25 protein-coding genes and 1 tRNA gene are annotated in these 24,615 nt (G+C 55.5%); 14 read left to right on the forward strand and 12 right to left on the reverse strand.

What is annotated here, in order from left to right; all coding sequences use genetic code 11:
• The first annotated feature begins 20 nt into the window (after window positions 1–20).
• Window positions 21–788: an HpcH/HpaI aldolase family protein gene (locus tag RCCS2_RS12765; RefSeq protein WP_037294191.1), complete on the forward strand. Its 768-nt coding sequence runs from the start codon at window positions 21–23 to the stop codon at window positions 786–788.
• Here the strand turns inward: RCCS2_RS12765 and RCCS2_RS12770 are convergent.
• The 3 genes from RCCS2_RS12770 to RCCS2_RS12780 are packed head-to-tail and all read right to left on the reverse strand — an operon-like array spanning window position 785 to window position 3,132.
• Entirely contained in the window at window positions 785–1,852 is a 1,068-nt protein-coding gene (locus RCCS2_RS12770; RefSeq protein WP_008234857.1) for a methyltetrahydrofolate cobalamin methyltransferase, read from the reverse strand. The two genes, RCCS2_RS12765 and RCCS2_RS12770, sit on opposite strands and share 4 nt — an antisense overlap.
• Before the next feature lie 12 nt (window positions 1,853–1,864).
• Window positions 1,865–2,794 carry a methylenetetrahydrofolate reductase gene (locus RCCS2_RS12775; protein WP_008234858.1) on the reverse strand — a complete coding sequence of 310 codons (930 nt, stop codon included), beginning with the start codon at window positions 2,792–2,794 and terminating at the stop codon, window positions 1,865–1,867.
• Window positions 2,795–2,835: 41 nt separating this feature from the next.
• Window positions 2,836–3,132 carry a virulence factor gene (locus tag RCCS2_RS12780; RefSeq protein ID WP_008234859.1) on the reverse strand — a complete coding sequence of 99 codons (297 nt, stop codon included), beginning with the start codon at window positions 3,130–3,132 and terminating at the stop codon, window positions 2,836–2,838.
• Window positions 3,133–3,375: 243 nt separating this feature from the next.
• Here RCCS2_RS12780 and RCCS2_RS12785 point away from each other — a divergent pair, with 243 nt between their 5' ends.
• From RCCS2_RS12785 to RCCS2_RS18180, 3 genes are all read left to right on the forward strand, one after another.
• On the forward strand, window positions 3,376–4,488 hold the full coding sequence (locus RCCS2_RS12785; protein ID WP_008234860.1) for a Ppx/GppA phosphatase family protein: 1,113 nt from the start codon (window positions 3,376–3,378) through the stop codon (window positions 4,486–4,488).
• Between the two features lie 15 nt (window positions 4,489–4,503).
• The gene (locus RCCS2_RS12790) at window positions 4,504–5,229 is read left to right on the forward strand and encodes an RlmE family RNA methyltransferase (RefSeq protein WP_008234861.1); all 726 of its coding nucleotides are present in this window, start codon (window positions 4,504–4,506) and stop codon (window positions 5,227–5,229) included.
• 92 nt (window positions 5,230–5,321) lie between these two features.
• Window positions 5,322–5,846 (forward strand): DNA topology modulation protein FlaR, encoded by a 525-nt coding sequence (locus tag RCCS2_RS18180; protein WP_008234862.1) that lies wholly within the window; start codon window positions 5,322–5,324, stop codon window positions 5,844–5,846.
• A 38-nt stretch (window positions 5,847–5,884) separates the two neighbouring features.
• Here the strand turns inward: RCCS2_RS18180 and RCCS2_RS12800 are convergent, their stop codons facing one another.
• Window positions 5,885–6,643 (reverse strand): DeoR/GlpR family DNA-binding transcription regulator, encoded by a 759-nt coding sequence (locus tag RCCS2_RS12800; RefSeq protein ID WP_008234869.1) that lies wholly within the window; start codon window positions 6,641–6,643, stop codon window positions 5,885–5,887.
• A 169-nt stretch (window positions 6,644–6,812) separates the two neighbouring features.
• Between RCCS2_RS12800 and glpD the strand changes: the two genes are divergently transcribed.
• A complete protein-coding gene (gene glpD / locus RCCS2_RS12805) occupies window positions 6,813–8,354 on the forward strand; it encodes a glycerol-3-phosphate dehydrogenase (protein WP_008234870.1) in 1,542 nt (513 codons plus the stop codon).
• A 28-nt stretch (window positions 8,355–8,382) separates the two neighbouring features.
• Complete coding sequence (glpK, locus tag RCCS2_RS12810; RefSeq protein WP_008234871.1) at window positions 8,383–9,873, forward strand: glycerol kinase GlpK; 1,491 nt, start codon at window positions 8,383–8,385, stop codon at window positions 9,871–9,873.
• On the opposite strand, the gene RCCS2_RS12815 is transcribed toward glpK, so the two are convergent.
• The gene (locus tag RCCS2_RS12815) at window positions 9,870–10,472 is read right to left on the reverse strand and encodes a gamma-glutamyl kinase (RefSeq protein ID WP_008234872.1); all 603 of its coding nucleotides are present in this window, start codon (window positions 10,470–10,472) and stop codon (window positions 9,870–9,872) included. The two genes, glpK and RCCS2_RS12815, sit on opposite strands and share 4 nt — an antisense overlap.
• A gap of 194 nt (window positions 10,473–10,666) precedes the next feature.
• On the opposite strand from RCCS2_RS12815, the gene recA reads away from it, so the two are divergent.
• The 4 genes from recA (at window position 10,667) to RCCS2_RS12835 (ending at window position 15,401) form a co-directional block, all read left to right on the forward strand.
• The gene (gene recA, locus RCCS2_RS12820) at window positions 10,667–11,749 is read left to right on the forward strand and encodes a recombinase RecA (RefSeq protein ID WP_008234873.1); all 1,083 of its coding nucleotides are present in this window, start codon (window positions 10,667–10,669) and stop codon (window positions 11,747–11,749) included.
• Between the two features lie 243 nt (window positions 11,750–11,992).
• Complete coding sequence (gene alaS, locus RCCS2_RS12825; protein ID WP_008234874.1) at window positions 11,993–14,650, forward strand: alanine--tRNA ligase; 2,658 nt, start codon at window positions 11,993–11,995, stop codon at window positions 14,648–14,650.
• Window positions 14,647–14,934: a DUF1330 domain-containing protein gene (locus RCCS2_RS12830; protein ID WP_008234875.1), complete on the forward strand. Its 288-nt coding sequence runs from the start codon at window positions 14,647–14,649 to the stop codon at window positions 14,932–14,934. Before alaS ends, RCCS2_RS12830 begins: the two co-directional genes overlap by 4 nt.
• On the forward strand, window positions 14,931–15,401 hold the full coding sequence (locus RCCS2_RS12835; protein WP_008234876.1) for an MOSC domain-containing protein: 471 nt from the start codon (window positions 14,931–14,933) through the stop codon (window positions 15,399–15,401). Before RCCS2_RS12830 ends, RCCS2_RS12835 begins: the two co-directional genes overlap by 4 nt.
• Here RCCS2_RS12835 and typA read toward each other — a convergent pair.
• From typA to RCCS2_RS12855, 4 genes are all read right to left on the reverse strand, one after another.
• The gene (gene typA / locus RCCS2_RS12840) at window positions 15,398–17,215 is read right to left on the reverse strand and encodes a translational GTPase TypA (RefSeq protein ID WP_008234877.1); all 1,818 of its coding nucleotides are present in this window, start codon (window positions 17,213–17,215) and stop codon (window positions 15,398–15,400) included. The two genes, RCCS2_RS12835 and typA, sit on opposite strands and share 4 nt — an antisense overlap.
• Window positions 17,216–17,323: 108 nt before the next feature.
• Window positions 17,324–17,956 carry a DUF4328 domain-containing protein gene (locus tag RCCS2_RS17965; RefSeq protein WP_156788544.1) on the reverse strand — a complete coding sequence of 211 codons (633 nt, stop codon included), beginning with the start codon at window positions 17,954–17,956 and terminating at the stop codon, window positions 17,324–17,326.
• Between the two features lie 101 nt (window positions 17,957–18,057).
• Window positions 18,058–19,266: an NADP-dependent isocitrate dehydrogenase gene (locus RCCS2_RS12850; protein WP_008234879.1), complete on the reverse strand. Its 1,209-nt coding sequence runs from the start codon at window positions 19,264–19,266 to the stop codon at window positions 18,058–18,060.
• Between the two features lie 139 nt (window positions 19,267–19,405).
• Window positions 19,406–19,482, reverse strand: a tRNA-Ile gene (locus tag RCCS2_RS12855).
• Window positions 19,483–19,607: 125 nt separating this feature from the next.
• Between RCCS2_RS12855 and purM the strand changes: the two genes are divergently transcribed.
• The 4 genes from purM to RCCS2_RS12875 all read left to right on the forward strand — a co-directional run bounded on the left by purM (window position 19,608) and on the right by RCCS2_RS12875 (window position 22,941).
• Complete coding sequence (purM, locus tag RCCS2_RS12860; protein ID WP_008234886.1) at window positions 19,608–20,651, forward strand: phosphoribosylformylglycinamidine cyclo-ligase; 1,044 nt, start codon at window positions 19,608–19,610, stop codon at window positions 20,649–20,651.
• Window positions 20,648–21,244: a phosphoribosylglycinamide formyltransferase gene (purN, locus tag RCCS2_RS12865; protein ID WP_008234888.1), complete on the forward strand. Its 597-nt coding sequence runs from the start codon at window positions 20,648–20,650 to the stop codon at window positions 21,242–21,244. The genes purM and purN overlap by 4 nt, the downstream gene beginning before the upstream one ends.
• Window positions 21,245–21,311: 67 nt before the next feature.
• On the forward strand, window positions 21,312–22,469 hold the full coding sequence (gene rnd, locus RCCS2_RS12870) for a ribonuclease D (RefSeq protein ID WP_008234890.1): 1,158 nt from the start codon (window positions 21,312–21,314) through the stop codon (window positions 22,467–22,469).
• Between the two features lie 61 nt (window positions 22,470–22,530).
• Window positions 22,531–22,941, forward strand: a complete 411-nt coding sequence (locus RCCS2_RS12875; protein WP_008234892.1) for a SufE family protein — start codon at window positions 22,531–22,533, stop codon at window positions 22,939–22,941.
• Here RCCS2_RS12875 and RCCS2_RS12880 read toward each other — a convergent pair.
• Genes RCCS2_RS12880 through RCCS2_RS12890 form a run of 3 tightly spaced genes read right to left on the reverse strand, consistent with a single transcriptional unit; the run spans window position 22,938 to window position 24,522 of the window.
• A complete protein-coding gene (locus RCCS2_RS12880) occupies window positions 22,938–23,564 on the reverse strand; it encodes a DUF1638 domain-containing protein (protein WP_008234896.1) in 627 nt (208 codons plus the stop codon). The genes RCCS2_RS12875 and RCCS2_RS12880 overlap by 4 nt on opposite strands.
• Window positions 23,561–23,764 carry a hypothetical protein gene (locus RCCS2_RS12885; protein ID WP_008234897.1) on the reverse strand — a complete coding sequence of 68 codons (204 nt, stop codon included), beginning with the start codon at window positions 23,762–23,764 and terminating at the stop codon, window positions 23,561–23,563. The genes RCCS2_RS12880 and RCCS2_RS12885 overlap by 4 nt, the downstream gene beginning before the upstream one ends.
• Window positions 23,765–23,814: 50 nt before the next feature.
• On the reverse strand, window positions 23,815–24,522 hold the full coding sequence (locus tag RCCS2_RS12890; RefSeq protein ID WP_008234899.1) for a corrinoid protein: 708 nt from the start codon (window positions 24,520–24,522) through the stop codon (window positions 23,815–23,817).
• Between the last annotated feature and the right edge of the window lie 93 nt (window positions 24,523–24,615).

Consider the following 24,615-nt stretch of genomic DNA (forward strand, 5'->3'; position numbering starts at 1 on the left):
TATTTTTTGAAGGGGCCGCGATGCAAACACCGGAAAACACACTGAAAAAAGCGCTTCAGGCAGGGCGGGTGCAGCATGGGATTTGGCTGACATCAGGGACCGGTGTTCTGGCAGAGCTTGCGGGGAATGCGGGCTTTGACTGGTGTCTGATTGATGGGGAACACGGGCCTAACACCGTGTCTGAGATGCTGCCGCAATTGCAAGCGCTTGCTATCAGTGGCACCCCACCTGTGATCCGGATCGCCAACGCAGAGGCTTGGATGGTCAAGCAGGCGCTTGATCTGGGTTGTCAGACGGTGCTGATCCCGATGGTGGATGATGCCCAGACAGCGCAGGCGATGGCCCGCGCGATGCGCTATCCCCCTGATGGCAATCGCGGCATGGGCGCCGTTCTGGCGCGTGCCACGGGGTGGGGGGCTGTTACCGACTATCCACAGAGCGCTAACGCAGAAGTCTGTTTGCTTGTGCAGGCCGAAAGCGCGCAAGCCATTGATAATATTGATGCGATTGCGGCGGTGGACGGTGTTGATGGCGTCTTTGTTGGCCCGGCGGATTTGTCAGCTGATATGGGCTATCCCGGTCAGCCGGATCATCCAGAGGTCGAAAAGGCGATTGATCATCTGATCGCCCGCACGGTGGCTGCGGGCAAAATCGCGGGGATTATCACTTTTGATGAAAGCCGGTTTAACGAATACGCCCAGAAAGGTGTGACCTTTCTGGGCGTGGGTGGTGATATGGCTGTGCTGAACGGTGCTTTGCGCAGTTTGGCAAAGCGCGCAAAGGCTTAACCGCGACGGCGGCGACCCGTACGGGCGCGACCTTCGCCTTCTTTGGGGGCGATGCGGTTGAACCTGATCCATTCGCCGCCAGAGGCGTCGTTGTCAGTCAGAAAATTCGCGGCCCGGATTGCTTCCATTTCCTTGCCTGCGCGGGGTTTAGTTGAACCCATACCGAAAAGCTGAACGAAGGCTTCATCATCCATGCCTTCAGGTAGGATAATGCCAGCGGCTGCGATTTCGGCCTTCTTTTCCGCGATCTTTTTGGGCCCAACAGGCAGCGCGACCGGGTTCATGATTGCAGACGTCATGCCAGCCGTCATGGCCATCGGTAAAAAGGCGTTGTTAATCCCGTGCCGGTTGGGCAGGCCAAAGCTGATGTTGGATGCGCCGCAAGTGGTGTTCACCCCCAGTTCTTCGCGCAGACGACGAACAAGGGTAAACACTTGCAGGCCAGCCGTACCCATCGCGCCAATAGGCATGACCAGCGGATCAACCACGATATCATGCGCAGGAATGCCAAAGTCAGCGGCGCGTTCAACAATCTTTTTTGCGACCGCAAAGCGCACGTCGGGGTCTTCGCTAATTCCGGTGTCGTCGTTGGAAATTGCCACGACGGGTACGTTGTATTTTTTGACCAAAGGCAGCACCAGTTCGAGACGCTCTTCCTCGCCTGTGACCGAATTCAGCAGCGGGCGACCTTCGGCTGCGGCAAGCCCGTTTTCCAAAGCACCCGGCACAGAACTGTCGATGCAAAGCGGGATATCCGTGATCGCCTGCACACGCTCAACCATTTCTTTCATCAACGGTGGTTCGACAAAGTTGTTGTCGGCATAGCGCGGATCTTCGGCCATTTTGTTCGAAAACACAGCGCCAGAGTTGATGTCGAGGATGTTCGCACCCGCCGCGACCTGCGCTAGCGCGTCCGCCTCAACCCGGGAGAAATCACCGCGTTCCAGTTCCTCAGCCAGGATTTTGCGCCCTGTTGGGTTGATCCGCTCACCGATCACGCAAAAGGGTTGGTCGAACCCGATAATGGCCGTTTTGGTTTTGGATTCGACAATCGTGCGTGTCATGCAATGTGGTCCTTAAGATTGAGAAGCAGGGACGGCAGAGGCACCGCCATGTGCGATGGCCCAGTTGGCGTTGGTCTTGATGCCACCCAGAGGAAAGAAATGAACGTTCGTGATGTTGAAATCCGGGTTGGCCGCTGTGTGGGCGGCCAGTTTAGTCAGTACCTCGGTCGGCTCAAACGGCAGCAACAGTTTGCTGACATCCTTTGCGCGCTTTTGCAGCACTTTCAGCGACGGGCCAACGCCACAAGCGATGGCGAATTTAATCATGGTTTGCAGCTTGGCCGGACCCGCAATGCCGATGTGGATGGGCAGGGTAACGCCAGCATCTTTGATCGCGTCCGCCCAAGCGATGATCGGCTTGGCCTCGAACGCGAATTGTGTGGCCAGCGCCATGTCTGCGTCGGTGGTGTCGTTAAAACGCTGCTTCCAGCGCAGGGCGTCCATCACGTGACTGTCGGTGCCGTCCTTGTCGATATCGCGGTTGCCTTCGGGGTGGCCAGCAACATGCAGGCGTTTGAAACCCGCTTTGTCGAATAGACCGCTTTCCAAAAGCTGCATGGAGGAATGGTAGTCGCCATGCGGCTGGGACACGCCACCCGCCAGAAGAAGGGCCTGATCGACGCCAGCCTCGCCCTGATAGCGGGCGATCCAATCGCCAAGCGTGGCCTCATCCTTGATAATCCGCGCGGGGAAGTGCGGCATGACTTTGTAACCATCAGTGGAAAGGCGTTTGGCCGTCGCCACCATATCGTCAATCGGTGTGCCTTCGATATGCGCGATATAGACCCGTGTGCCTGCGGGCAGCAGTGCGCGAAAGTCATCGACTTTCTCAGCCGTGCGCGGCATGACTTCGATCGAGTAGTCTTGCAGAAACGCCTCTAGCTGGGGGTTCACTGTCGTTTCAGCGGGTTCTTTGGTTTTGCGGAATGAAAGCAAGGACATGACGACCTCCGATAGGCGCTTTGTAAAGGGGGGCGGGGTGTTCAAGCCCAGCCATCGTTGGCAATAAGCGTTTTGACACGCTCAGGATCATAGTCGGTGTCGATCTTGGCGACTGTGGCCGCTGCCGCCTCTTGATCGGTGCCATCAACCGGAATGGGGTCTGCCTTGCGAAACCCTGACATATAGTCATCGGACTGGGCAGCACCGGATTTCATCGCCGCACGATCAATGGCTTGTTCAAACCGTTCAGGCAGGGGCAGTTTCACACCACGACGCCCACGACCCACAATGACCTGGGCTGGCATATCGCGCCAATAGACGATTGTGACGTCGGCCATGAATGATTCCCCTTATTCCTCTTGTCTTCGTTCTATCACCGCCGATTGCACCTCAATGTCGGTTTTCGACATGGCAGATGCCCACAGCGACCGCACTGATTGCTAACCTATTGCATCGTGCCGGAATACCGGGGCGAACCCCCATTATTTGCATAAAGGTTTTGAAGGTGGCCATCACAAGGCTTGTGCAAACACATTTCCGCGCCTAGCTTGAACATAACACGAAAATGGAGGGCGTAAGTTATGGCGCCCAAGCGTCCCAAAGGTGCGGGCGCGTTCCCCAAAGCGGTCGAGACCCCCGCGCCAAAACAGCCCGATCCTGCGGACCTCTATGCCGCGCTGGATCTGGGCACGAACAGTTGCCGCATGTTGATTGCCCAACCAAAGGGCAGCCAATTTCATGTGGTTGATAGCTTTTCAAAATCCGTACAATTGGGTGCGGGTTTGGAAAACACAGGTCGGTTATCGCGCGCGTCGATGAACCGGACGATTTCTGCCATGCGCATTTGTCGTGAAAAGCTGAAACGCCATGGTGTTGAAAATATGCGCCTTGTGGCAACAGAGGCGTGTCGCCGTGCGTTGAATGGCGGGAATTTCGTCGCACAGGTGCGGCGCGAGACCGGGCTGAAGCTGGAAATCATCAAACCCGAGGAAGAGGCGCGTCTAGCAGTGATCTCCTGTGCGCCTTTGGTCAGTGTGAACACTGAACAGTTACTGGTCGTGGACATCGGCGGTGGATCGACCGAGTTGGTGTGGATTGACCTGACCCATGTGCCAAAACGCGAACGTCCGCGGGCAATCATGCGGTTGCATGCCGGGTTCAAGTCTGATCCCGGCCCATTTGCTGCGGCCAAGGTGGTTGATTGGATTTCAGTGCCTTTGGGTGTGGCGACACTGCGTGATCAGTTTTCCGATGTTGAGGATGACGCGGCGCGCTTTGCGCTAATGAGCTGGTTTTTTGAGGAAAACCTAGAAGAGTTTTCACCCTATGCCGCTGCCCAAGCGCGTGAAGGTTTCCAGATTATCGGCACCAGCGGAACAGTGACAACGGTGGCGGCCAGTCATCTGGGCCTCAAGCGCTATGACCGGACCAAGGTTGACGGGCTGCGCATGACCTCTGATCAGATTGATACGGTGATCCGTGATTATCTGACACTAGGCCCCGCAGGTCGCCGCGCCGATCCGCGCATCGGCAAGGACCGGCAGGCGCTGATCATGTCAGGCTCTGCCATTCTGCAAGCGCTGATGCGGCTTTGGCCGACCGACCGTTTGTCAGTCGCGGACCGTGGCCTGCGAGAAGGCCTGCTTTATGCGCAAATGTCGGCGCATGGGGTCTTGGAAGACACGCCGTTTTAGGCGATAGGCGGGGCTATGGCCAAGAAACCCACAAAAAAGAACACCTCCGGACGCGGACAGCGTGATTTGACCGTGAAGGTGAAAACCGCGCGCGGACGCAAGCTCAGCTCGACCCAATGGTTGCAGCGGCAGTTGAATGATCCTTACGTCAAACGCGCCCAGACCGAAGGGTATCGGGGCAGGGCGGCCTATAAGATATTGGAACTGGATGATAAATACCGCTTTCTGGTGCCTGGCGCGCGGATTGTCGATCTGGGTTGTGCGCCTGGCGGCTGGCTGCAAGTCGCCGTCAAACGCGCCAATACGCTGGGCGAACGCACGAGCAAGGCGCAAGGCTATGTACTGGGCGTCGACCTGCAAGAGGTGGAGCCGGTTGCAGGTGCGGAAATCTATCAATTGGATTTCATGGAAGATGACGCCGATCTGAAAGTGAAAGAGTGGCTGGGTGGCAAAGCCGATGTGGTGATGTCGGATATGGCGGCCTCGGCCTCGGGCCATAAACAGACGGATCACCTGCGGATCATCGCGCTGTGCGAAGCGGCGGCCTATTTTGCTTTCGACGTGCTGGAAGAAGGCGGGACTTTCGTGGCAAAGGTGCTGGCAGGCGGGGCCGAGGGTGATTTGCAAAAACTGCTAAAGGCGCGGTTCAAAAAGGTTGCGAACGTGAAACCGCCAGCATCACGGTCGGATAGTTCAGAGAAGTTCGTGGTGGCGACGGGGTTTAAGGGCGTTACAGGCTAGATGCGCAATGTTCGCTATGCGGACGAAGCTGCCGTTGGATGTATCGGCAAAAATCGCTATTCTTCACAGTTGGGCAATTTAGCGAGGTTTAGTTGAAAAAGTTGATAATCACCGGAGCGAATGGCGTCGGTAAAAGCCATTTCGCTGACAAGTTGGTGTTGGCCCGACCAGAGATTCCTGTGATCTCTTTTGATGCAATAAAACTTCAAAAGCACTGGCAACAACGGCCTCGTGATGAGATCGACGCCGCGCTGGTTGAAGCGCTTGATACAGAAGAATGGATACTTGAGGGTGGACCAAGCCTCTTGGCTAAAGCTATTGAAACGGCCGACGCGCTTGTTTGGCTGGACCCCCCCGAACATGTCAGGGCATGGCAGCTTGCGACACGCCCGTGGAAACACTTTGGTCGCACCAGACCAGAACTTCCGCCCGGCAACATCGATTGGCCTTGGCAGCAATACAAGTTCGCTCTTCGCAGCCTAAAGAATAGGTCAAGGTTCCGCGCATACATATCGGACGTATTCAATAGTGAAGATCGGCTTCAAAAGTGGCGATGCCGCAATGAAAGTGATCGTATTGCAGTTGTTACCCAATGGGCAAGTGCTCAAGGTCGGTAGACAGTTTGGGCTCAAACCAGACCTTCTCGTGTCCAACATCAAACCAAGGACGTTTTTGTTCCCCAATCCGCACACTGATTAATCAACGCCTCTGATGGCACCCTGTCTGTCACGAAGTGATCCACCTGTGCCAGTGACGCGATTTTCACCGGTGCTTTGCGCGTAAACTTTGTGCTGTCAGCCACCAGTATCGTGGCGCGTGCCGCCTGAATTACCTGTTGGCTGACCCGCACTTCTTCGGGATCGAAATCCAGCAGATCACCGCTGAGGTCGATGGCGGATGCGCCGATCACGGCGAAATCTACCTTGAACCGGTCGATAGCAAGGGTGGCGAGGTCGCCGACCAACCCGCCGTCTGAACGGCGCAGGCTGCCGCCGGCGACCACCACATTACAACTGGGGTTGCTGGCAAGGATGTTGGCAACGTTGAGGTTATTGGTGACGACCATCAGATTGTGATGCGTGTGCAGGGCATGCGCCACCGCTTCTGTCGTGGTGCCGATGTTCAGGAACAGTGAGGCGTTGTCAGGGATCAGCTGTGCTGTGCGCCGGGCGATCCTGATCTTGATGTCGCGGTTCAAGGCGCGTCTGTCGCCATAGCCGATATTGCTGACGCCAGAGGGCAGAACGGCACCGCCGTGAATACGCTCCAACAGCCCCGCAGCGCAAAGTTGGCGCAGGTCGCGGCGGATGGTTTGCACCGCGACGCCAAGATCTGTGGCCAAGTCCGTTGCGATGACTTTGCCATCTGTCTGGGCAAGGGTGCGGATGCGGGCGAGGCGGGTTTCGGTATCCATATGTTCGTTTATGAAGTTAAGCGAATACGGTGCAAGTCAAATGTCATAGAAACATAAGGTTCGCGTATTTCGTATTGTTTTCGTATAGGAATTGGCGAACATCTTGCCCGCGGTGGCTTGCACCTGTCTGGCAGATGTCTAAACCGCCGTTAAACGAATGAGGCACGACATGAACGCGGACTTTGATATCTTTGTGATCGGTGGTGGGATCAACGGCTGCGGCATCGCGCGCGATGCGGCGGGGCGCGGGTTGAAGGTGGGTCTGGCCGAGATGAATGATCTGGCCGGCGCCACGTCTTCAGCGTCGACCAAACTGTTCCATGGTGGCCTGCGCTATCTTGAGTTTTTTGAGTTTGGTCTGGTGAAAAAGGCGCTGGTGGAACGTGAAGTGCTGCTTAAGAATATGCCCCACATCTCTTGGCCGATGCGCTTTGTGCTGCCCTATCATGCCGATATGCGGTTCGAAAATGACACGCCAACGTCGAAACTGCTGTCGACCGTGATGCCGTGGATGAAGGGCAGGCGGCCAGCGTGGCTGATCCGGCTTGGTCTGTTCATGTACGACAATCTGGGCGGGCGAAAGATTTTGCCGGGCACGCATGTTGTGGACCTGACGAAGCGGGAAACCGGCGCGCCGCTGAAAAGCAAGTTCAATAAAGCCTATGAATACTCTGATTGCTGGATCGAGGATTCGCGCCTGGTGGTGCTGAATGCGCGGGATGCAGAGGAACGCGGTGCGCAGATCATGACGCGCACCAAAGTGGTCAGTGCGGCCCGTGTCGATGGCACATGGGAGATTGTGACAGAACATAACGGTGTCCAGCAAACGCATACGGCGCGCGCGCTGGTCAATGCCGGTGGCCCTTGGGTGGAAAACATCGTGCGCGATGTGGCGCGGTTGAATACATCCGAAGGTGTGCGGCTGGTCCGTGGCAGCCATATCGTGACCAAAAAACTGTTTGATCATGACAAAAGCTATTTCTTTCAGGGCGAGGATGGGCGGATTATCTTTGCTATTCCTTACGAGACGGATTTCACACTGATCGGCACAACCGATGCCGAGCATGAAAACCTGTCGGAAAAACCGTATGCGACCGATGAAGAGCAGGATTACCTGTGTGCCTTTGCGTCGCAGTATTTTGAAAAACCAGTGACGCGTGATGATGTGGTTTGGACATATTCGGGTGTGCGCCCGCTTTATGATGATGGCGCAAAGTCCGCGACCGCAGCGACGCGCGATTATGTGTTGTCGCTGGATGACAATGGCGCGCCTTTGCTCAATATCTTTGGCGGCAAGATCACCACCTATCGCAAACTGGCTGAGAATGCGTTGAAAAAGTTGACACCGCTGGTGGGTGGCGGTGATCCTTGGACAGCAGATGCGCCTTTGCCCGGCGGTGATTTCAAAGTGAGCGCGCGTGATCAATTGGTTGCGGATTTGCAGACGGATTATTCCTTTCTTGATGCGCGGTGGGCGCTGCGCCTGATCAAAGGGTACGGCACGGACGCAAAGAATATCTTAGGTGATGCTAAGGCGGCCACTGACTTGGGTCAGAATTTTGGCGCGACATTAACCGAGGCCGAGGTGAAGTGGCTGATGGCAAAGGAATATGCGGTCAGCGCCGAAGATGTGGTTTGGCGCCGTTCCAAACTGGGCCTGCGTTTGACCAAAGATCAGATTGCGGCCCTTGACGCTTTCATGACGGCTTGAAACAAAAAGACGAAACGGGGGGACTTTCATGAGCTATATTCTGGCCATTGACCAAGGCACGACGTCAAGCCGCGCAATCATCTTTGATGCCGATATGCGGATCAAAGCGACGGCACAGGAAGAATTCACCCAGCATTTCCCGCAATCGGGCTGGGTGGAACATGATCCATCCGATATCTGGTCTTCTGTTGCCTCTACCTGTCGTGGCGCGATTGAAAAGGCGGGGATCACGGCAGATGATGTCGCGGCGATTGGTATTACGAACCAGCGCGAAACAACCCTGATCTGGGACAAGACGACGGGCGAGCCGATCCACAATGCGATTGTCTGGCAGGACCGGCGGACCGCGCCGTTCTGTGAGGAGTTACGCAAAGAGGGGTTCGAGGCGACGATCACGCAGAAAACTGGCCTGCTGGCGGACCCGTATTTTTCGGGCACAAAAGTGAACTACATCCTTGATAAGGTTGATGGCGCCCGCGCGCGGGCCGAAGCGGGCGAGTTGCTTTTTGGTACTGTTGATTGCTTTCTGATCTGGAAGCTGACAGGCGGCAAGCGCCACGTCACGGATGCCACAAATGCTGCCCGCACAATGCTTTATGATATCCGTAAGGGCCAGTGGAGCACAACGATCTGCGCGCGTTTCGGGATACCAACGCAGATGCTGCCAGAGGTGTTGGATTGTGCCGCAGACTTTGGCATGACCCGTGCGGACCTTTTTGGCAAGGAACTGCCGATTCTGGGCGTTGCGGGTGACCAGCAGGCGGCGACGATCGGGCAGGCCTGTTTTGAACCGGGGATGCTGAAATCCACCTATGGCACGGGGTGTTTCGCGCTGCTGAATACTGGTGATACGCTGGTGGAAAGCAAGAAGCGCCTTTTAGGCACGATTGCCTATCAATTTGATGGCAAACCCACCTACGCGCTGGAAGGGTCGATCTTTATTGCGGGGGCGGTTGTGCAGTGGCTGCGCGATGGTTTGAAAATCATCCGCGATGCCAAGGAAACGCAGCCGTTGGCAGAAACGGCAGACGAGGGCCAAGAGCTTTATATGGTGCCTGCTTTCACGGGCCTTGGCGCACCTTATTGGGACGCAGACGCGCGGGGTGCGATTTATGGCATAACACGCAATTCCGGCCCGGCAGAATTTGCGCGGGCAGCGCTGGAAAGTGTTGGGTTCCAGACCCGTGATCTGTTAGAGGCGATGAAGAGCGATTGGCAAGCCTCTGACCAGAAAGGTGTTTTACGCGTTGATGGTGGCATGAGCGCCTCGGATTGGTCGATGCAATTTCTGTCTAACATCATTGGTGCACCGGTGGACCGGCCAACGGTTTTGGAAACGACAGCGTTGGGTGTAGCGTGGCTGGCGGGCATGCGTGCCGGGGTTTACCCTGATCAGGCCGGGTTCGCGGCCAATTGGGCGCTTGATCAGCGGTTTGAGCCACAGATGGATGAGGCGATGCGGGACAGGCGGTATGCGGGTTGGCAGGATGCTGTACGGCGGACATTGACCGCAAATTAAGAGGCGCGGTGGCCCATTTCCCAAACCTCAAACTCTGCCGCGCGTTTTTCCCGCAGCTTCGCCTCCACCTCTGCTGACAGTGTGAGGCCCACCTTGGGCGAAACATTTTTTTGTTTCAGCGTAATGGTCATATCCAATCGCTGTTCAAGATACCCGATTACCTTGTCCCACTGCTCATATTGAAACAGATGCTGCGCGCCGACCTCGCCGTCGTTGATCCGCAGAAATTTGTTTTGTGACCCGACGTTGGCAAAGGGGGCAGGCGTGCCTTTGCAGTATTCCAGCACAAAGTTATCAAAGCTGACGTCGCGTGTGCTGTTTTCATGCCCGATCAGGTCTTCGCGCGTGCGATACCGATACCAGCTGCCTAGCCAGTCAATGGGGTTGCGCACGATCGCCATCAGTTCGGGGTTTTGCCCGCCTGCTTGTTTGAAAAGTGGTTTGAAGAATCGTTTGTAGCGGTAGCAAGGGGCATGCTTCAGCTCGGGCGGATCACGCACAACTATGGATGCACGTGGCGCCAGTGCGCCCTGCAATGCGGTTGATCCTGTCTTGGGTACTGCCAGCAGCACCAGATTTTCTTTCCAGAAAACAAGCATTTGTTTGCTGTCTTTCGTCCTATTTCTCACCAATGCTAGGCCATAAACCATTCCTTAACCACCTTTGGATGAGGGTGGTACATGAAAATTTATGTTGCAATGTTCTGCTTTTGATCTCATTAACGATGAGAACACAATGAGAACAAAAGCAGTGATTGCCGCCATTTGGGTGGCGTGAAATAAGGACAGGACACATGGCAACGGCAGAACTCCTCAAGATGACTGATAAGAAGACCGCGGATAAAGAAAAGGCGCTGGAAAGCGCGCTGGCGCAGATCGAACGACAGTTCGGCAAGGGCTCTATTATGAAGCTCGGCGGCGAAAACAAGATGCCCGAGATTGAGGCGACATCGACCGGTTCGCTGGGTCTGGATATCGCGCTTGGGATAGGTGGCCTGCCCAAAGGCCGCGTGATCGAGATTTATGGCCCGGAATCGTCCGGTAAAACGACGCTGACCTTGCATGCGATTGCGGAAGAGCAGAAAAAAGGCGGCGTTTGTGCCTTTGTTGATGCGGAACATGCGCTTGATCCGCAGTACGCCAAAAAACTGGGCGTGAACCTGGATGAGTTGCTGATTTCGCAGCCTGACACTGGTGAACAAGCGTTGGAGATTGTCGATACGCTGGTCCGGTCCGGTGCGGTGAATATGGTGATCGTAGATTCGGTTGCAGCACTAACGCCGAAATCTGAGCTAGAAGGCGATATGGGCGACAGCTCTGTCGGGGTGCATGCGCGTTTGATGTCTCAGGCGATGCGCAAACTGACCGGGTCGATCAACCGGTCTGGCTGTATGGTGATTTTCATCAACCAAATCCGGATGAAGATCGGTGTGATGTTCGGGTCACCCGAAACGACAACTGGTGGTAATGCGCTGAAATTCTATGCCTCTGTCCGTCTGGATATCCGCCGTATTGGTGCGATCAAGGATCGTGATGAGGTTGTGGGCAACGCGACACGCGTGAAAGTGGTTAAGAACAAGGTGGCCCCGCCATTCAAACAGGTGGAATTCGACATCATGTATGGCGAGGGCATCTCGAAGATGGGTGAACTGCTTGATCTGGGCGTAAAGGCCGGTGTGGTCGAAAAATCAGGCGCTTGGTTCAGCTATGGTGATGAACGGATCGGGCAGGGGCGTGAAAACTCCAAGATATTCTTGCGCGAAAATCAAAGCATTGCGCTGGAAATCGAAGATAAGATTCGCGCGGCCCATGGTCTGGATTTCGATCTGCCAGAGGGCAACCATGATGACGGTGATGACGACCTCGTAGAGGTTTAAGGTTGCAGACGGCGACTGCATAAACGCCCACACCATGAAATCATGGTGGAGAATATCCGGGAAAGGGTGTCGTAGAATGCGGCGCCCTTTTTCGTTTAGTTCAGAAAATTTTGTGAATTTATCTGCGGCCTCTCTTGGTTGGTTCGATCAACGAAGAAAGCCATAAGGTCATTGTCTGTGGACAGTGTGCAGGTGCGGGGCTATTTCTGCGTTTCAACTGAGTTTCTTGCTTGAAAGCGCGCCATGACAAGTCTTGCTGACATCCGTTCGACCTTTCTGAACTACTTTGGAAAGCAGGGCCACGCGATTGTGGCCTCTAGCCCATTGGTGCCGCGCAATGACCCGACGCTGATGTTTGCCAATTCCGGGATGGTGCAGTTCAAGAACCTGTTCACCGGGGTTGAGACGCGTGACTATACGCGTGCGACGACAAGCCAGAAATGTGTGCGTGCCGGCGGCAAGCACAATGATCTTGATAATGTCGGCTATACAGCCCGCCACCATACGTTTTTCGAGATGTTGGGAAATTTCAGCTTTGGCGATTATTTCAAGGCAGAAGCCATTGCTTTCGCTTGGGAATTACTGACCAAGGATTTTGGGATCGACAAGGATCGCTTGCTTGTCACCGTCTATCATACGGATGACGAGGCGGCTGATATCTGGAAGAAAGTCGCGGGTCTGCCCGATGACCGCATTATTCGCATTCCAACCGATGACAACTTCTGGCGTATGGGGCCGACCGGCCCTTGTGGGCCGTGTACCGAGATTTTCTATGATCATGGTGATCATATCTGGGGCGGCCCACCCGGATCACCCGAGGAAGACGGCGACCGGTTTATAGAAATCTGGAACATCGTGTTCATGCAGAATGAACAGTTCGATGATGGGTCCCTGAAACCGCTTGAGATGCAGTCAATTGATACCGGCATGGGGCTGGAACGGATTGGCGCGCTGCTGCAAGGCAAACACGACAATTACGACACTGACCTGATGCGCGCGCTGATCGAAGCATCGGCCGATGCCACATCGAGCGACCCTGACGGGCCGGGCAACACGCACCACCGTGTGATTGCGGACCACCTGCGTTCGACCTCTTTTCTGATCGCTGAAGGCGTTCTGCCATCCAACGAAGGCCGTGGTTACGTCCTGCGCCGCATCATGCGCCGTGCGATGCGTCATGCCCATCAGCTGGGCGGCAAAGACCCTGTCATGCACCGTTTAGTGCCTGCGCTGGTGCAACAGATGGGTGCCGCTTACCCAGAGCTTGGTCAGGGCCAGCGGCTGATTGAAGAGACGCTCTTGAACGAAGAAGTGCGGTTCAAGCAAACGCTGGATCGTGGTTTGAAACTGCTTGATGAAGAACTGCAAAACTTGCCTGATGATGCGGCCCTGCCGGGCACGGCGGCATTCAAGCTCTATGATACGTATGGCTTCCCCCTCGATCTGACGCAGGACGCGTTGCGCGAAAAAGGTCGCGAAGTTGATACCGATGGCTTTGATGCCGCTATGGCAGAACAAAAGGCCAAAGCACGTGCGGCGTGGTCTGGCACGGGTGAAGCGGCCGACAGTGCGATTTGGTTCAATATCACAGATGAAAGCGGGGCGACCGATTTTCTGGGTTATGACACACTGACGGCAGAAGGTCAGATCATGGCGCTTGTGGTTGATGGTGATAGAGCGGACCATGCCGATGGTGCGGTGCAAATTGTGCTGAACCAGACCCCATTTTACGCCGAGGCCGGTGGTCAGGTTGGTGACGCTGGCACGCTGCGGACCGAGACAGGCAAGGCCGAGATTACGGATACCAAGAAGTTTGGCGAAATCCATGTTCACTTCGCCAAAGTGACTGAGGGCCATTTGCACAAAGGGCAGGGTGCCGAATTGGCGGTTGATCCTGTGCGGCGTGCAAATATCCAGGCCAACCACTCGGCCACGCACCTGTTGAACGAGGCGCTGCGCGCGGTATTGGGTGATCATATTGCGCAACGCGGGTCACTGAACGGGCCAGATCGTTTACGTTTTGACTTTAGTCACACAAAGGCACTGAACGATGCTGAACTGGCGCAGATTGATCGGGACGTAAATGCGATCATTCGCCAGAACAGCCCGGTTGAAACACGTATCATGACACCTGACGATGCCCGCGGCTTGGGTGCGCAGGCGCTTTTTGGTGAAAAATATGGTGACGAGGTGCGCGTTGTTTCAATGGGCCGTCAGGAAGGTTCTGGCAAGGGGATGGGCGGCAATACCTATTCACTGGAACTGTGTGGCGGCACCCATGTCAAACAATTGGGCGAAATTGGTGCATTCGTGACGCTGGGTGACAGCGCATCAAGTGCCGGTGTGCGCCGGATCGAGGCGCTGACAGGGCAGGCGGCGTTGGATCATTTGCGTGATCGAGAGAAAATTTTGTTCGCTGCCGCGGCTGAATTGAAAACTCCTATTGATCGGCTTGTTTCGCGTATCAAGGGTGAGTCATTCAAGTTGAAAGAAGCTCTCAATGAAAATGCGCAATTGCGCCGCGAATTGGCGATGGGGGGCGGTGCGAAAGACGCGGCACCGTCTGAGGTGATCAACGGTGTGGCGTTTCAGGCGCAGGTCCTGAGCGGTGTAACGGGCAAGGATTTGCCAGCATTGATTGATGAAATGAAGGCGGCGATGGAAAGTGGCGCGGTCCTTTTGATTGCAGATGCAGGCGGTAAGGCTGCGGTCGCTGTCGGTGTCACGGCCGATTTGATTGATCGTGTATCAGCCGTTGATATTCTGCGCGCCGCAACGCCGGAACTTGGCGGCAAGGGCGGCGGTGGTCGTGCGGATATGGCGCAAGGGGGCGGCGCATCCGCTGAAAATGCGGATGCCGCGATTGCGGCGGCAAAGGCTGTACTGGAGGGATTGAAATGAGCGCACTTTGGATTGCCCATGTAAGCGTGACGGATGAGGCGGCTTATGGCGAATATGCCAAGCGCGCGACAGGTGCGATTGCCGATCATGGTGGCGTATTTCTGGCGCGCGGTGGGGCGTATGAACAGCTCGAAGGGCCGGATCGTCCGCGCAATGTTGTGGCGCGTTTCCCCAGCCTGCAAGCGGCACACGACTGCTATTATTCGGACGCTTATCAAGAGGCGTTGCGCTTTGCCAAAGGCGCCAGTCAGCGTGAACTGAGCATCGTTGAAGAGATAGCTTGAAAGGCCAGCTTGGCGAAATGATGGCCCGTCATGCACGCGCCGGTCGGTTGGATTGGATCGGGCTGCGCGGCGAACGTTACGCGCCTTTGGATGTGGTCGAGACTGCTGATATTGTAGAAACCGGTCTTGTCGGTGATCATGGGCGCGCGGGAAAGCGGGCTGTCACATTGATACAGGCCGAGCATTTGCCGGTGATTGCGACACTTTCAAATAATGAGGTTGTCACGCCAGGGGCGTTGCGGCGCAATCTTGTCGTATCTGACCTAAACCTGCTGGCATTGCGCAAGGGCCTGCTGCGGATCGGCGATGCTGTCTTGGAAATCCACGGTCCATGCCCACCATGCAGCCGCATGGAAAAGGCACTTGGACCGGGTGGATATAATGCGATGCGCGGGCATGGCGGCTGGTATGCCAGCGTGGCCACGCCCGGGCCTGTTTATGTGGGTGACGTGGTCGCACCCGCCTAGCTGGCGCGCGCTTGCCGCTTCCGCTCGTGCGGGTCCAGATAGCGTTTGCGCAGGCGGATCGCGTTTGGCGTCACTTCGACCAGTTCATCATCGTCGATATAGGCAATCGCCTGTTCCAGCGACATGGTGACCGGCGTTGTCAAACGCACCGCCTCATCCGTGCCGGAGGCACGCACGTTGGTCAGTTTTTTGCCTTTCAGCGGGTTCACTTCCAAATCATTTTCGCGGCTGTGTTCGCCGATGATCATGCCGGTATAGATCGCCTCTTGCGCGCCGATGAACATCTTGCCGCGATCTTCGAGGTTCCACAGTGCAAAAGCCACGGAGGAGCCGTTTTCCATGGAAATCAAAACACCTTGGCGGCGGCCGTCGATCTTTCCTTTGTAAGGCGTTTGACCGTGGAACAGACGGTTCAGTACGCCAGACCCGCGTGTATCGGTCAGGAATTCACCGTGATACCCGATCAAACCGCGTGACGGCACATGCGCAATGATGCGGGTTTTCCCGGCACCGGCTGGTTTCATCTCGACCAACTCGCCTTTGCGCGGGCCGGTCAGTTTTTCGACCACGACGCCGGTGTATTCATCATCAACATCAATGGTGACTTCTTCAACGGGTTCCATGCGCTGCCCGTCTTCTTCGGTGAAGATCACCTGCGGACGCGAGATTGAAAGCTCAAAACCTTCACGGCGCATATTTTCGATCAGAACACCCATCTGCAGTTCGCCACGGCCTGATACTTCAAACGCGTCACCGCCGGGGGTGTCGGCGATTTTGATGGCGACGTTAACTTCGCTTTCTTTCATCAGGCGTTCGCGGATGACGCGGGACTGCACCTTTTTACCATCACGACCGGCCAGTGGGCTGTCATTGATGCCAAAGGTGACTGTGATGGTCGGCGGATCAATCGGCTGGGCCGGGATCGGCACATCAATGCTGGGATCGCAGAGCGTGTCGGCAACCGTTGCCTTGGTCATGCCTGCAATGGTGACGATGTCGCCAGCTTCGGCCAGATCAATGGGCTGTTGGGCCAGACCACGGAACGCCAAAATCTTGGACACGCGGAATTGTTCGATCTTCTCACCTTCGCGCGAAAGCGCTTTGATTGTGTCGCCCGCTTTCAACGTACCGGCTTCAACGCGGCCTGTCAGGATGCGGCCAATAAAGGGGTCTGCGGACAAGGTGGTCGCCAGCATCTGGAACGGTTCATCCTTGCGGGTGATCTGCGCGGGTGTGGGCACGTGATCAACGATCAGGTCAAACAGCGCGTCCAGATTTTCGCGCGGGCCATCCAATTCCGTATCACACCAGCCAGCGCGGCCGGAGGCATACATGGTCGGGAAATCAAGCTGTTCATCGCTGGCTTCAAGCGCTGCGAACAGGTCAAACACGTCGTCCACGGCGCGGTCAGGTTCGCCATCGGGTTTGTCGACCTTATTGACCACAACGATGGGGCGCAGACCCAATGCCAGCGCTTTGGAGGTCACGAATTTCGTCTGCGGCATCGGGCCTTCGGCGGCATCCACTAGCAGGACAACGCCATCCACCATGGACAAGATGCGTTCAACCTCACCGCCGAAATCGGCGTGGCCGGGGGTGTCAACGATGTTGATGCGCGTGCCTTTCCATTCCACGGACGTACATTTCGCCAGAATGGTGATGCCGCGTTCGCGTTCAATGTCGTTGCTGTCCATTGCGCGTTCTGACACGGCCTCATTATCGCGGAACACGCCGGATTGCTTGAGAAGTTCGTCAACAAGTGTCGTCTTGCCGTGGTCAACGTGCGCGATGATCGCGATATTGCGGATATCCATCAGATCAGCCTTTAAGGGTAAGTTGGCGCGCGGATAACGCGGACGCGCCGTAATGGCTAGCCCTAATCTGCTAAGAAGGAATGGATTGCCGTGCGATACGCCGCAGCGTTACGCAAAAACCTCTGCCGGGTTATGTTCGGCCATGGCAAGCCGCCGGATAATCCACACGAAAAGGACGCATGGGATCATCCAAAGAAATCCGGACGCGATGAAACCCTGATTATATGAAATGTAGTCAGGCAGGTTATCTGGCGCGGTTTGTCCCCCCAGAAACCCGTCATAGAAGTTCATACCAATCCAGCTAAGCCACCAGATTGTCAGCACTGTCGGAACGCCGTCATCAGAAGGGATCAGCCGGCTCCAGGTCTGTTTCATCGCGGTGAACGGCACCCAAAGGTTGGCGAAGGGCACAAAATACCAACCAACGGCCCAACCGGGCCGGATCATTTTTGGGTCATGGTGGATTGCGTCGGCGTTGCGGCTTGCCAGATATAAAAACCGCCCGTTGATCGCGAAGGCGACAACAAGAACGATAAGAAACCCGATCGCAGATAACCCGATGATCGTGTCGCTTTGCTGCAAGGTTTCAATATCGGCATTTCCATCGTTAAACCGATTAATGACCATATTCTGGTAGATATGAACCAAGGAAGAGCAGACTTGCATGCCCGCAAAAGCCCAAGTTGCCCACACGGCGCGTCGGCCCGGTTTCGTCAGATCGGTAAATGTGAAATCGGTCAAGGCTTGGTCCAATCGCCGTTTGGTTTGTCTTTGATGGTTAACAAACAGCGAATTGCGGCAACCTTGAGGCGTACCGCCGCTGACCGTTGGGCAAACGCGCCCTACATTGCTTTATTCAGGTTCTCGTCGATTTTCTCAAGAAAGCCCATGGTTGTCAGCCAGCCTTGATCAGGCCCGACCAGCAAGGCAAGGTCCTTGGTCATAAAGCCGCTTTCCACGGTGTCGATGATAACTTTTTCCAACGTTTCGGCGAATTTCATCAGTTGCGCATTATCATCCAGTTTGGCCCGGTGTTTCAGCCCGCCAGTCCACGCAAAAATCGACGCGATAGAGTTGGTCGATGTCGCTTGACCTTCCTGATGCTGGCGATAGTGGCGCGTGACTGTGCCGTGTGCGGCCTCTGCCTCAACAATCTTGCCGTCTGGCGTCATCAGCTGGCTGGTCATCAGGCCTAGTGACCCGAACCCTTGCGCCACGGTATCGGACTGCACATCACCATCATAATTCTTGCAGGCCCAGACGAATTTCCCCGACCATTTCATGGCCGACGCGACCATATCGTCAATCAGCCGGTGCTGGTATTCGATCCCGGCTTCGTCGAATTTGTCTTTAAATTCTTCCTCGAAAACCTTCTCAAACAGGTCTTTGAAACGTCCGTCATAGGCTTTTAAGATTGTGTTTTTTGTCGAAAGATAGACCGGCCAGCCCAGGTTAAGACCATAATTAAACGACGCCCGTGCAAAGTCGATAATCGACGCATCAAGGTTATACATGCCCATTGCCACACCGGCAGAGGGGCTATCAAAGACCTTTTTTTCGATCACCGCGCCATCTTCGCCCACGAATTTCATGGTCAGCTTGCCGGGGCCGGGCATTAGGAAATCGGTTGCTTTGTACTGATCACCGAATGCATGACGCCCAATCACAATCGGGTCGGTCCACCCCGGCACAAGGCGGGGGACGTTTTTGCAGATAATCGGCGCACGGAACACAACACCCCCGAGGATATTGCGGATGGTTCCATTAGGTGATCGCCACATTTCTTTCAGGCCAAATTCCTCGACCCGCTGCTCGTCGGGGGTAATCGTCGCACATTTCACGCCGACGCCGATTTCCTTGATCTTTTCGGCGGCATCAATGGTGATCTGATCGTTGGTTTCGTCACGCACCTCCATCGCGAGGTCATAGTAAAGCAGGTCGATATCCAGATAGGGCAGGATCAGCTTATCTTTAATGAACTGCCACATGATGCGGGTCATTTCATCACCGTCGAGTTCAACGATGGGATTTTCTACCTTGATCTTTGACATCTGAGTGCCTCCGCTGACATCTGGTTGGGTGTTGCCATAGCGCATCTTGCTGGACGCGGGAAGGGGTGTATGCGTCAGTATACAACGAACGCTTTAACGCTGCCGGGTGTCATCAAGCGTTCATCCAAAAGAAGGGAAATGGTAGGCCCGGCAGGACTTGAACCCGCAACCAAAGCGTTATGAGCGCTCTGCTCTAACCAATTGAGCTACAGGCCCCCTTGTGGTTTTGGACTACCAGAACCGGTGCGTGGGTCAAGGTGGGAATGTTCTGTCATACCAATTCTTGTTTTCTTTGATCAAACGATGCGGTAACGAACGCCAAACACGACAGGAGCTGCCCGATGACCAACAAAAATGGCCTGACTTATGCTGATGCAGGGGTCGATATTGACGCGGGCAATACACTTGTTGAGCGGATCAAACCGGCAGCCAAGCGTACCGCCCGTCCGGGTGTTATGGCCGGGCTGGGTGGCTTTGGTGCGCTGTTCGATCTGAAAGGGGCAGGGTACACAGACCCGGTTTTGGTCGCGGCCACCGATGGCGTTGGCACCAAATTGCGGATCGCGATTGATACAGGCAATGTCGACACGATTGGCATTGATCTGGTCGCCATGTGTGTGAACGATCTGGTGTGTCAGGGTGCCGAGCCGCTGTTTTTTCTTGATTATTTCGCGACAGGTAAGCTGGAATTGGATGAGGCGACGCGCATCATTGAAGGGATCGCTGTTGGTTGCGCGGCCTCTGGCTGCGCGTTAATCGGTGGTGAGACGGCCGAAATGCCCGGCATGTATCACGAGGGTGACTTTGACCTTGCCGGTTTCGCCGTTGGCGCGATGGAGCGTGACACTGAACTGCCCAGCGGTGTGCAAGAGAGCGACGTGCTGTTGGGACTTGCGTCGGATGGCGTGCACTCAAACGGGTATTCACTGGTGCGTCGTATCGTTAATGTGTCTGGTTTGGCTTGGGGCGATGATGCGCCGTTCACAGATGGAACCATTGGCGCTGCTTTGTTGGCACCGACGCGTCTTTACGTAAAGCAGGCGCTTGCTGCTGTGCGTGCCGGTGGCGTGCATGCTTTGGCGCATATCACAGGTGGCGGCCTGACCGAAAACCTGCCGCGTGTTTTACCAGACGGTCTGGGTGCGCACATTGATTTGGGCGCGTGGGATTTACCGCCTGTGTTTCGTTGGCTGGCCGAAACCGGCGGCATGGCAGAGGCTGAGTTGCTCAAGACATTTAACGCGGGCATCGGGATGGTTCTTGCGGTGGATGCGGGTGAGGCTGATGCCCTGACCACGTTGCTGACACGCGAAGGCGAGACGGTGCATCGCTTGGGGACAGTCACATCAGGCGAAGGTGTCAGCTATACAGGCGCGCTTTTGTGACCAAACGCGTTGCGATCCTGATTTCTGGGGGTGGCTCGAACATGGTCGCGCTGGCGCAATCCATGCGCGAAGATCACCCCGCCAAGCCGGTTCTGGTGCTGTCGAATAATCCGAATGCAGGGGGGCTGTCCAAGGCGCGGGCACTGCATATTCCGACGATGGCGATTGATCACAAACCATATGGTCAAGATCGCGCCGGGTTTGAGGATGCGTTGCAGCAGGTATTGGAAACAGCGCAACCTGATATCATTTGCCTTGCAGGGTTCATGCGTATCCTGACCCCTGATTTCATGGTAAAATGGGAGGGGCGTATCCTGAATATTCACCCTTCGTTGCTGCCAAAATACAAAGGGCTGCACACACACGCCCGTGCGCTAGAGGCTGGTGATGCCGAACACGGATGCACGGTGCATGAGGTCACTGCCGCCTTGGATGACGGACCGATCCTGGGGCAGGCGCATATGCCCGTCTTGGCTGACGACACACCTGACACGTTGGCGACCCGGCTTTTGCCACTTGAACATGCGCTTTACCCAGCTGTACTGCGCCGCTTTGCAGCGGGTGATCGCACCCCGGTCACCTTGCAAGGATAAGCCTGCGCTTTCCATCCTTGTGGCAATCGCCTATCAGTTTGAAAAGCTTTTGCACTGACGGACTGACATGAAGACAATCACAACGACCGAAGATTTAGCGGCATTCTGCCAAGAGGCTGCGAAACGCGCCTATGTCACCGTCGATACTGAATTTTTGCGTGAACGGACGTATTATTCCAAGCTTTGTCTTGTGCAACTGGCTTATCAAGACGACAGCGGCGCAGATGCCGTCTTGTTGGACCCGTTGGTTGATGGTCTGTCGCTAGAGCCGCTTTATGATCTGTTCAAAGACCACGGTGTCGTGAAAGTGTTTCACGCCGCGCGTCAGGACCTTGAAATTTTCTATGTCGATGCGGGTGTGATCCCCGAGCCGCTTTTTGACACGCAGGTCGCGGCGATGGTCTGTGGTTTTGGTGAACAGGTCGGATACGAGACGCTTGTGCGCAAGATCACGAAGTCTGATCTGGATAAATCATCCCGCTTTACCGATTGGTCACGCCGTCCGTTGACCGACGCGCAGGCCAAATATGCGCTCGCGGATGTCACCCACCTGCGCGATATTTATGAACACCTTTCGGCGCGACTGGCGAAATCGGGCCGCAGCAAATGGGTGGCAGAGGAAATGGCGGTGTTGGAAGACCCCGCAACCTATCAGGCCGACCCGGACAATGCGTGGAAGCGTGTGAAAACCCGTACCCAGTCTGGCAAATTCCTAGCCATTGTGCGTGAATTGGCCCGTTTCCGTGAAACCTATGCGCAGGAACGTAATGTCCCGCGCAACCGTGTTTTTAAGGATGACGCGCTGGTCGAACTCGCGTCGACCAAGCCGCAATCAGAAAAAGACTTGGGGCGATCGCGCCTGTTGCTGCGCGAAGCACGCAAGGGTGATATCGCCGCTGGGATTTTGTCTGCGATCAAAACGGGTATCGCGGTCAAGCCAGAGGATATGCCAAAAGTTGACAATGCCCGTGCCAAACTACAGGTGAACCCAGCCTTGGCCGACATGTTGCGTGTCTTGCTTAAGGCCAAGACCGACGATGCAGAAGTGGCCCCCAAACTGATCGCCAGTTCTGCTGATCTTGACGCACTTGCAGGTGGTCAACGTGATGTTGTGGCGCTGAAAGGGTGGCGGCGTGAAGTCTTTGGAAACGATGCTTTGCAGCTTTGCGAGGGGCAGGTTGGGCTTGCAGTGAAAGGCCAGAAGGTCGTTACCGTCACGCTTTGATCTGGACGTCGCAGGGCGGGCGACCTACATCAACTGCAAGTTTGATACGCAAGGACCCCCAATGGCGAACCCAGAGTTTGAAGACCTCGTAGACACCTTTGAATTCCTTGATGATTGGGAAGATCGCTATCGTCATGTGATCGACATGGGCAAGGCGATGGACCCGCTGGAGCACGCGTTGCGCGTGCCGGCGACCAAGGTTGATGGTTGCGCCAGTCAGGTTTGGTTGGTGCCTAAAATTGACGGTGACACATTTACTTTTCGTGGGGAAAGCGATGCGATGATCGTGCGCGGTCTGATCGCTGTGCTGATCGCGCTTTATGACAAGCAGCCTGTTGATAAGATCAGCAAGATTGATGCCGCAGCAGAGCTGGGGCGCTTGGGGTTGAACGATCACCTGTCGGCACAGCGGTCCAATGGATTGCGCGCGATGGTGGAACGTATTCGCGAAACGGCGGCGGCGGCGACTTAGGGAATGGCCGTCAGCGCTGGCGTGAGGTCACCGTAACCGGTGAAACGACGCTCGAATGACAAACCTAGCTGCTTTGCGCAGGCTTGGGCCTTTTGGGTCAACGCCGGATCATCGGTTTGCGCCTGATAAACCAGCTTTTCATAATTGCCAAAATACATGTCCCGCAGATCAGGATGGCGGTCCAACCCCAAGGGTTTCCATACAAAAGCATCAAACTGGCGGACCAGAAAATCAGTCAGATAAAAGGCTGTCATCTCATCGCGGGCCGCGAAAACCTCATTGCCTTCAAAGAAGGAATAGCAATGCGGGCCAGCCACCATTTCAACCCCCATTGCGGCGCAGGCCGTTTGAAGCTGCCCACCGGTGCCGCAATCAGCGTAAACCACAAAAAGCTGATCATAGGCGTCGCGGTATGTTTCAACCGCGTCGCGCACGGCAGGCACGATGCGTTCTGGGTGGTTGTGCAGAATGGCGGGCAGGCATTTCAGATCAAGATGATCAAGGCCGTTGGCCGCCTTGATCGCCAATATCTCGCGGGCAAGCGCACCACAGGCAATCAGCAAAACGCGTCCCTCACCTGCTGGGGTCATCCCAGTATCAGTTAGGGTCGCGTCAGTGGTCATTTGTCGCCAGCGTTCTGCGCCTTACGATCGCTGAACCGGCGCCACGCGAAAGACGCGCAAAGGGCGATCAGACTTAAGATGGCAAGGCCTGGCATAGGTGATGTTTGCGTGCTGTGCAAAATGGCCAACGCTACGGCAATGGTCGCGGCTGCCGCTGCGATCACAAGTACGATAAGAAAAATCAGTCTTTCAATTGGCATGTCACCCTCCTGCACCCTTCAGATAAGACCGCCATGCCAATTTTGTAAGATCAAACGGCTGCGGCACCTTGGTTGTGCTTGCGGGCCATAAAGGTTTTTGCGGTTTCAACCGCAACAGCGGCGTCCCGGCAGTATGCATCGGCCCCAATTGCCTTGCCGAACTCTTCGTTCAGCGGCGCGCCACCGACAAGCACGACGTAATCATCGCGCAGGCCTTTTTCGATCATCGTGTCGATGACGACCTTCATGTATGGCATCGTTGTCGTCAGCAGGGCGGACATGCCAAGAATATCGGGCTTCTCTGTTTCCAGCGCTTCAAGATACGCCTCAACCGCGTTGTTGATGCCCAGATCGACAACTTCGAAACCCGCACCTTCCATCATCATGGACACAAGGTTTTTGCCAATGTCGTGAATGTCGCCTTTGACCGTGCCGATCACCATCTTGCCCACACGCGGGGCACCTGTTTCGGCCAGCAGTGGCTTGAGAATAAACATCCCGCCTTTCATGGCATTGGCCGCCAACAGAACCTCTGGTACGAACAAAATACCATCGCGGAAATCATGGCCAACGATTGTCATGCCTCCGACAAGGGCTTCGGTCAGGATGCGGTAAGGCTCCCAGCCGCGGCTAAGAAGGATATTCACCCCTTCTTCAATTTCTTCCTTCATGCCGTCATAAAGGTCATCGAACATCTGCGCGACGAGATCTTCGTCATTCAGTTCGGACAGGATGATGTCATCTTCTTCGTCGGACATGGGCCAAGCCTTTGCGATAGTGTTGTAAACCAGTAGTGCGCTTAATTGTGCAAACCTACCTGCTGTTTTCCGACACGTCCATGAACGTGACCG

Origin of the sequence: Roseobacter sp. CCS2 (assembly GCF_000169435.1) — a bacterium.
Lineage (GTDB): Bacteria > Pseudomonadota > Alphaproteobacteria > Rhodobacterales > Rhodobacteraceae > Yoonia.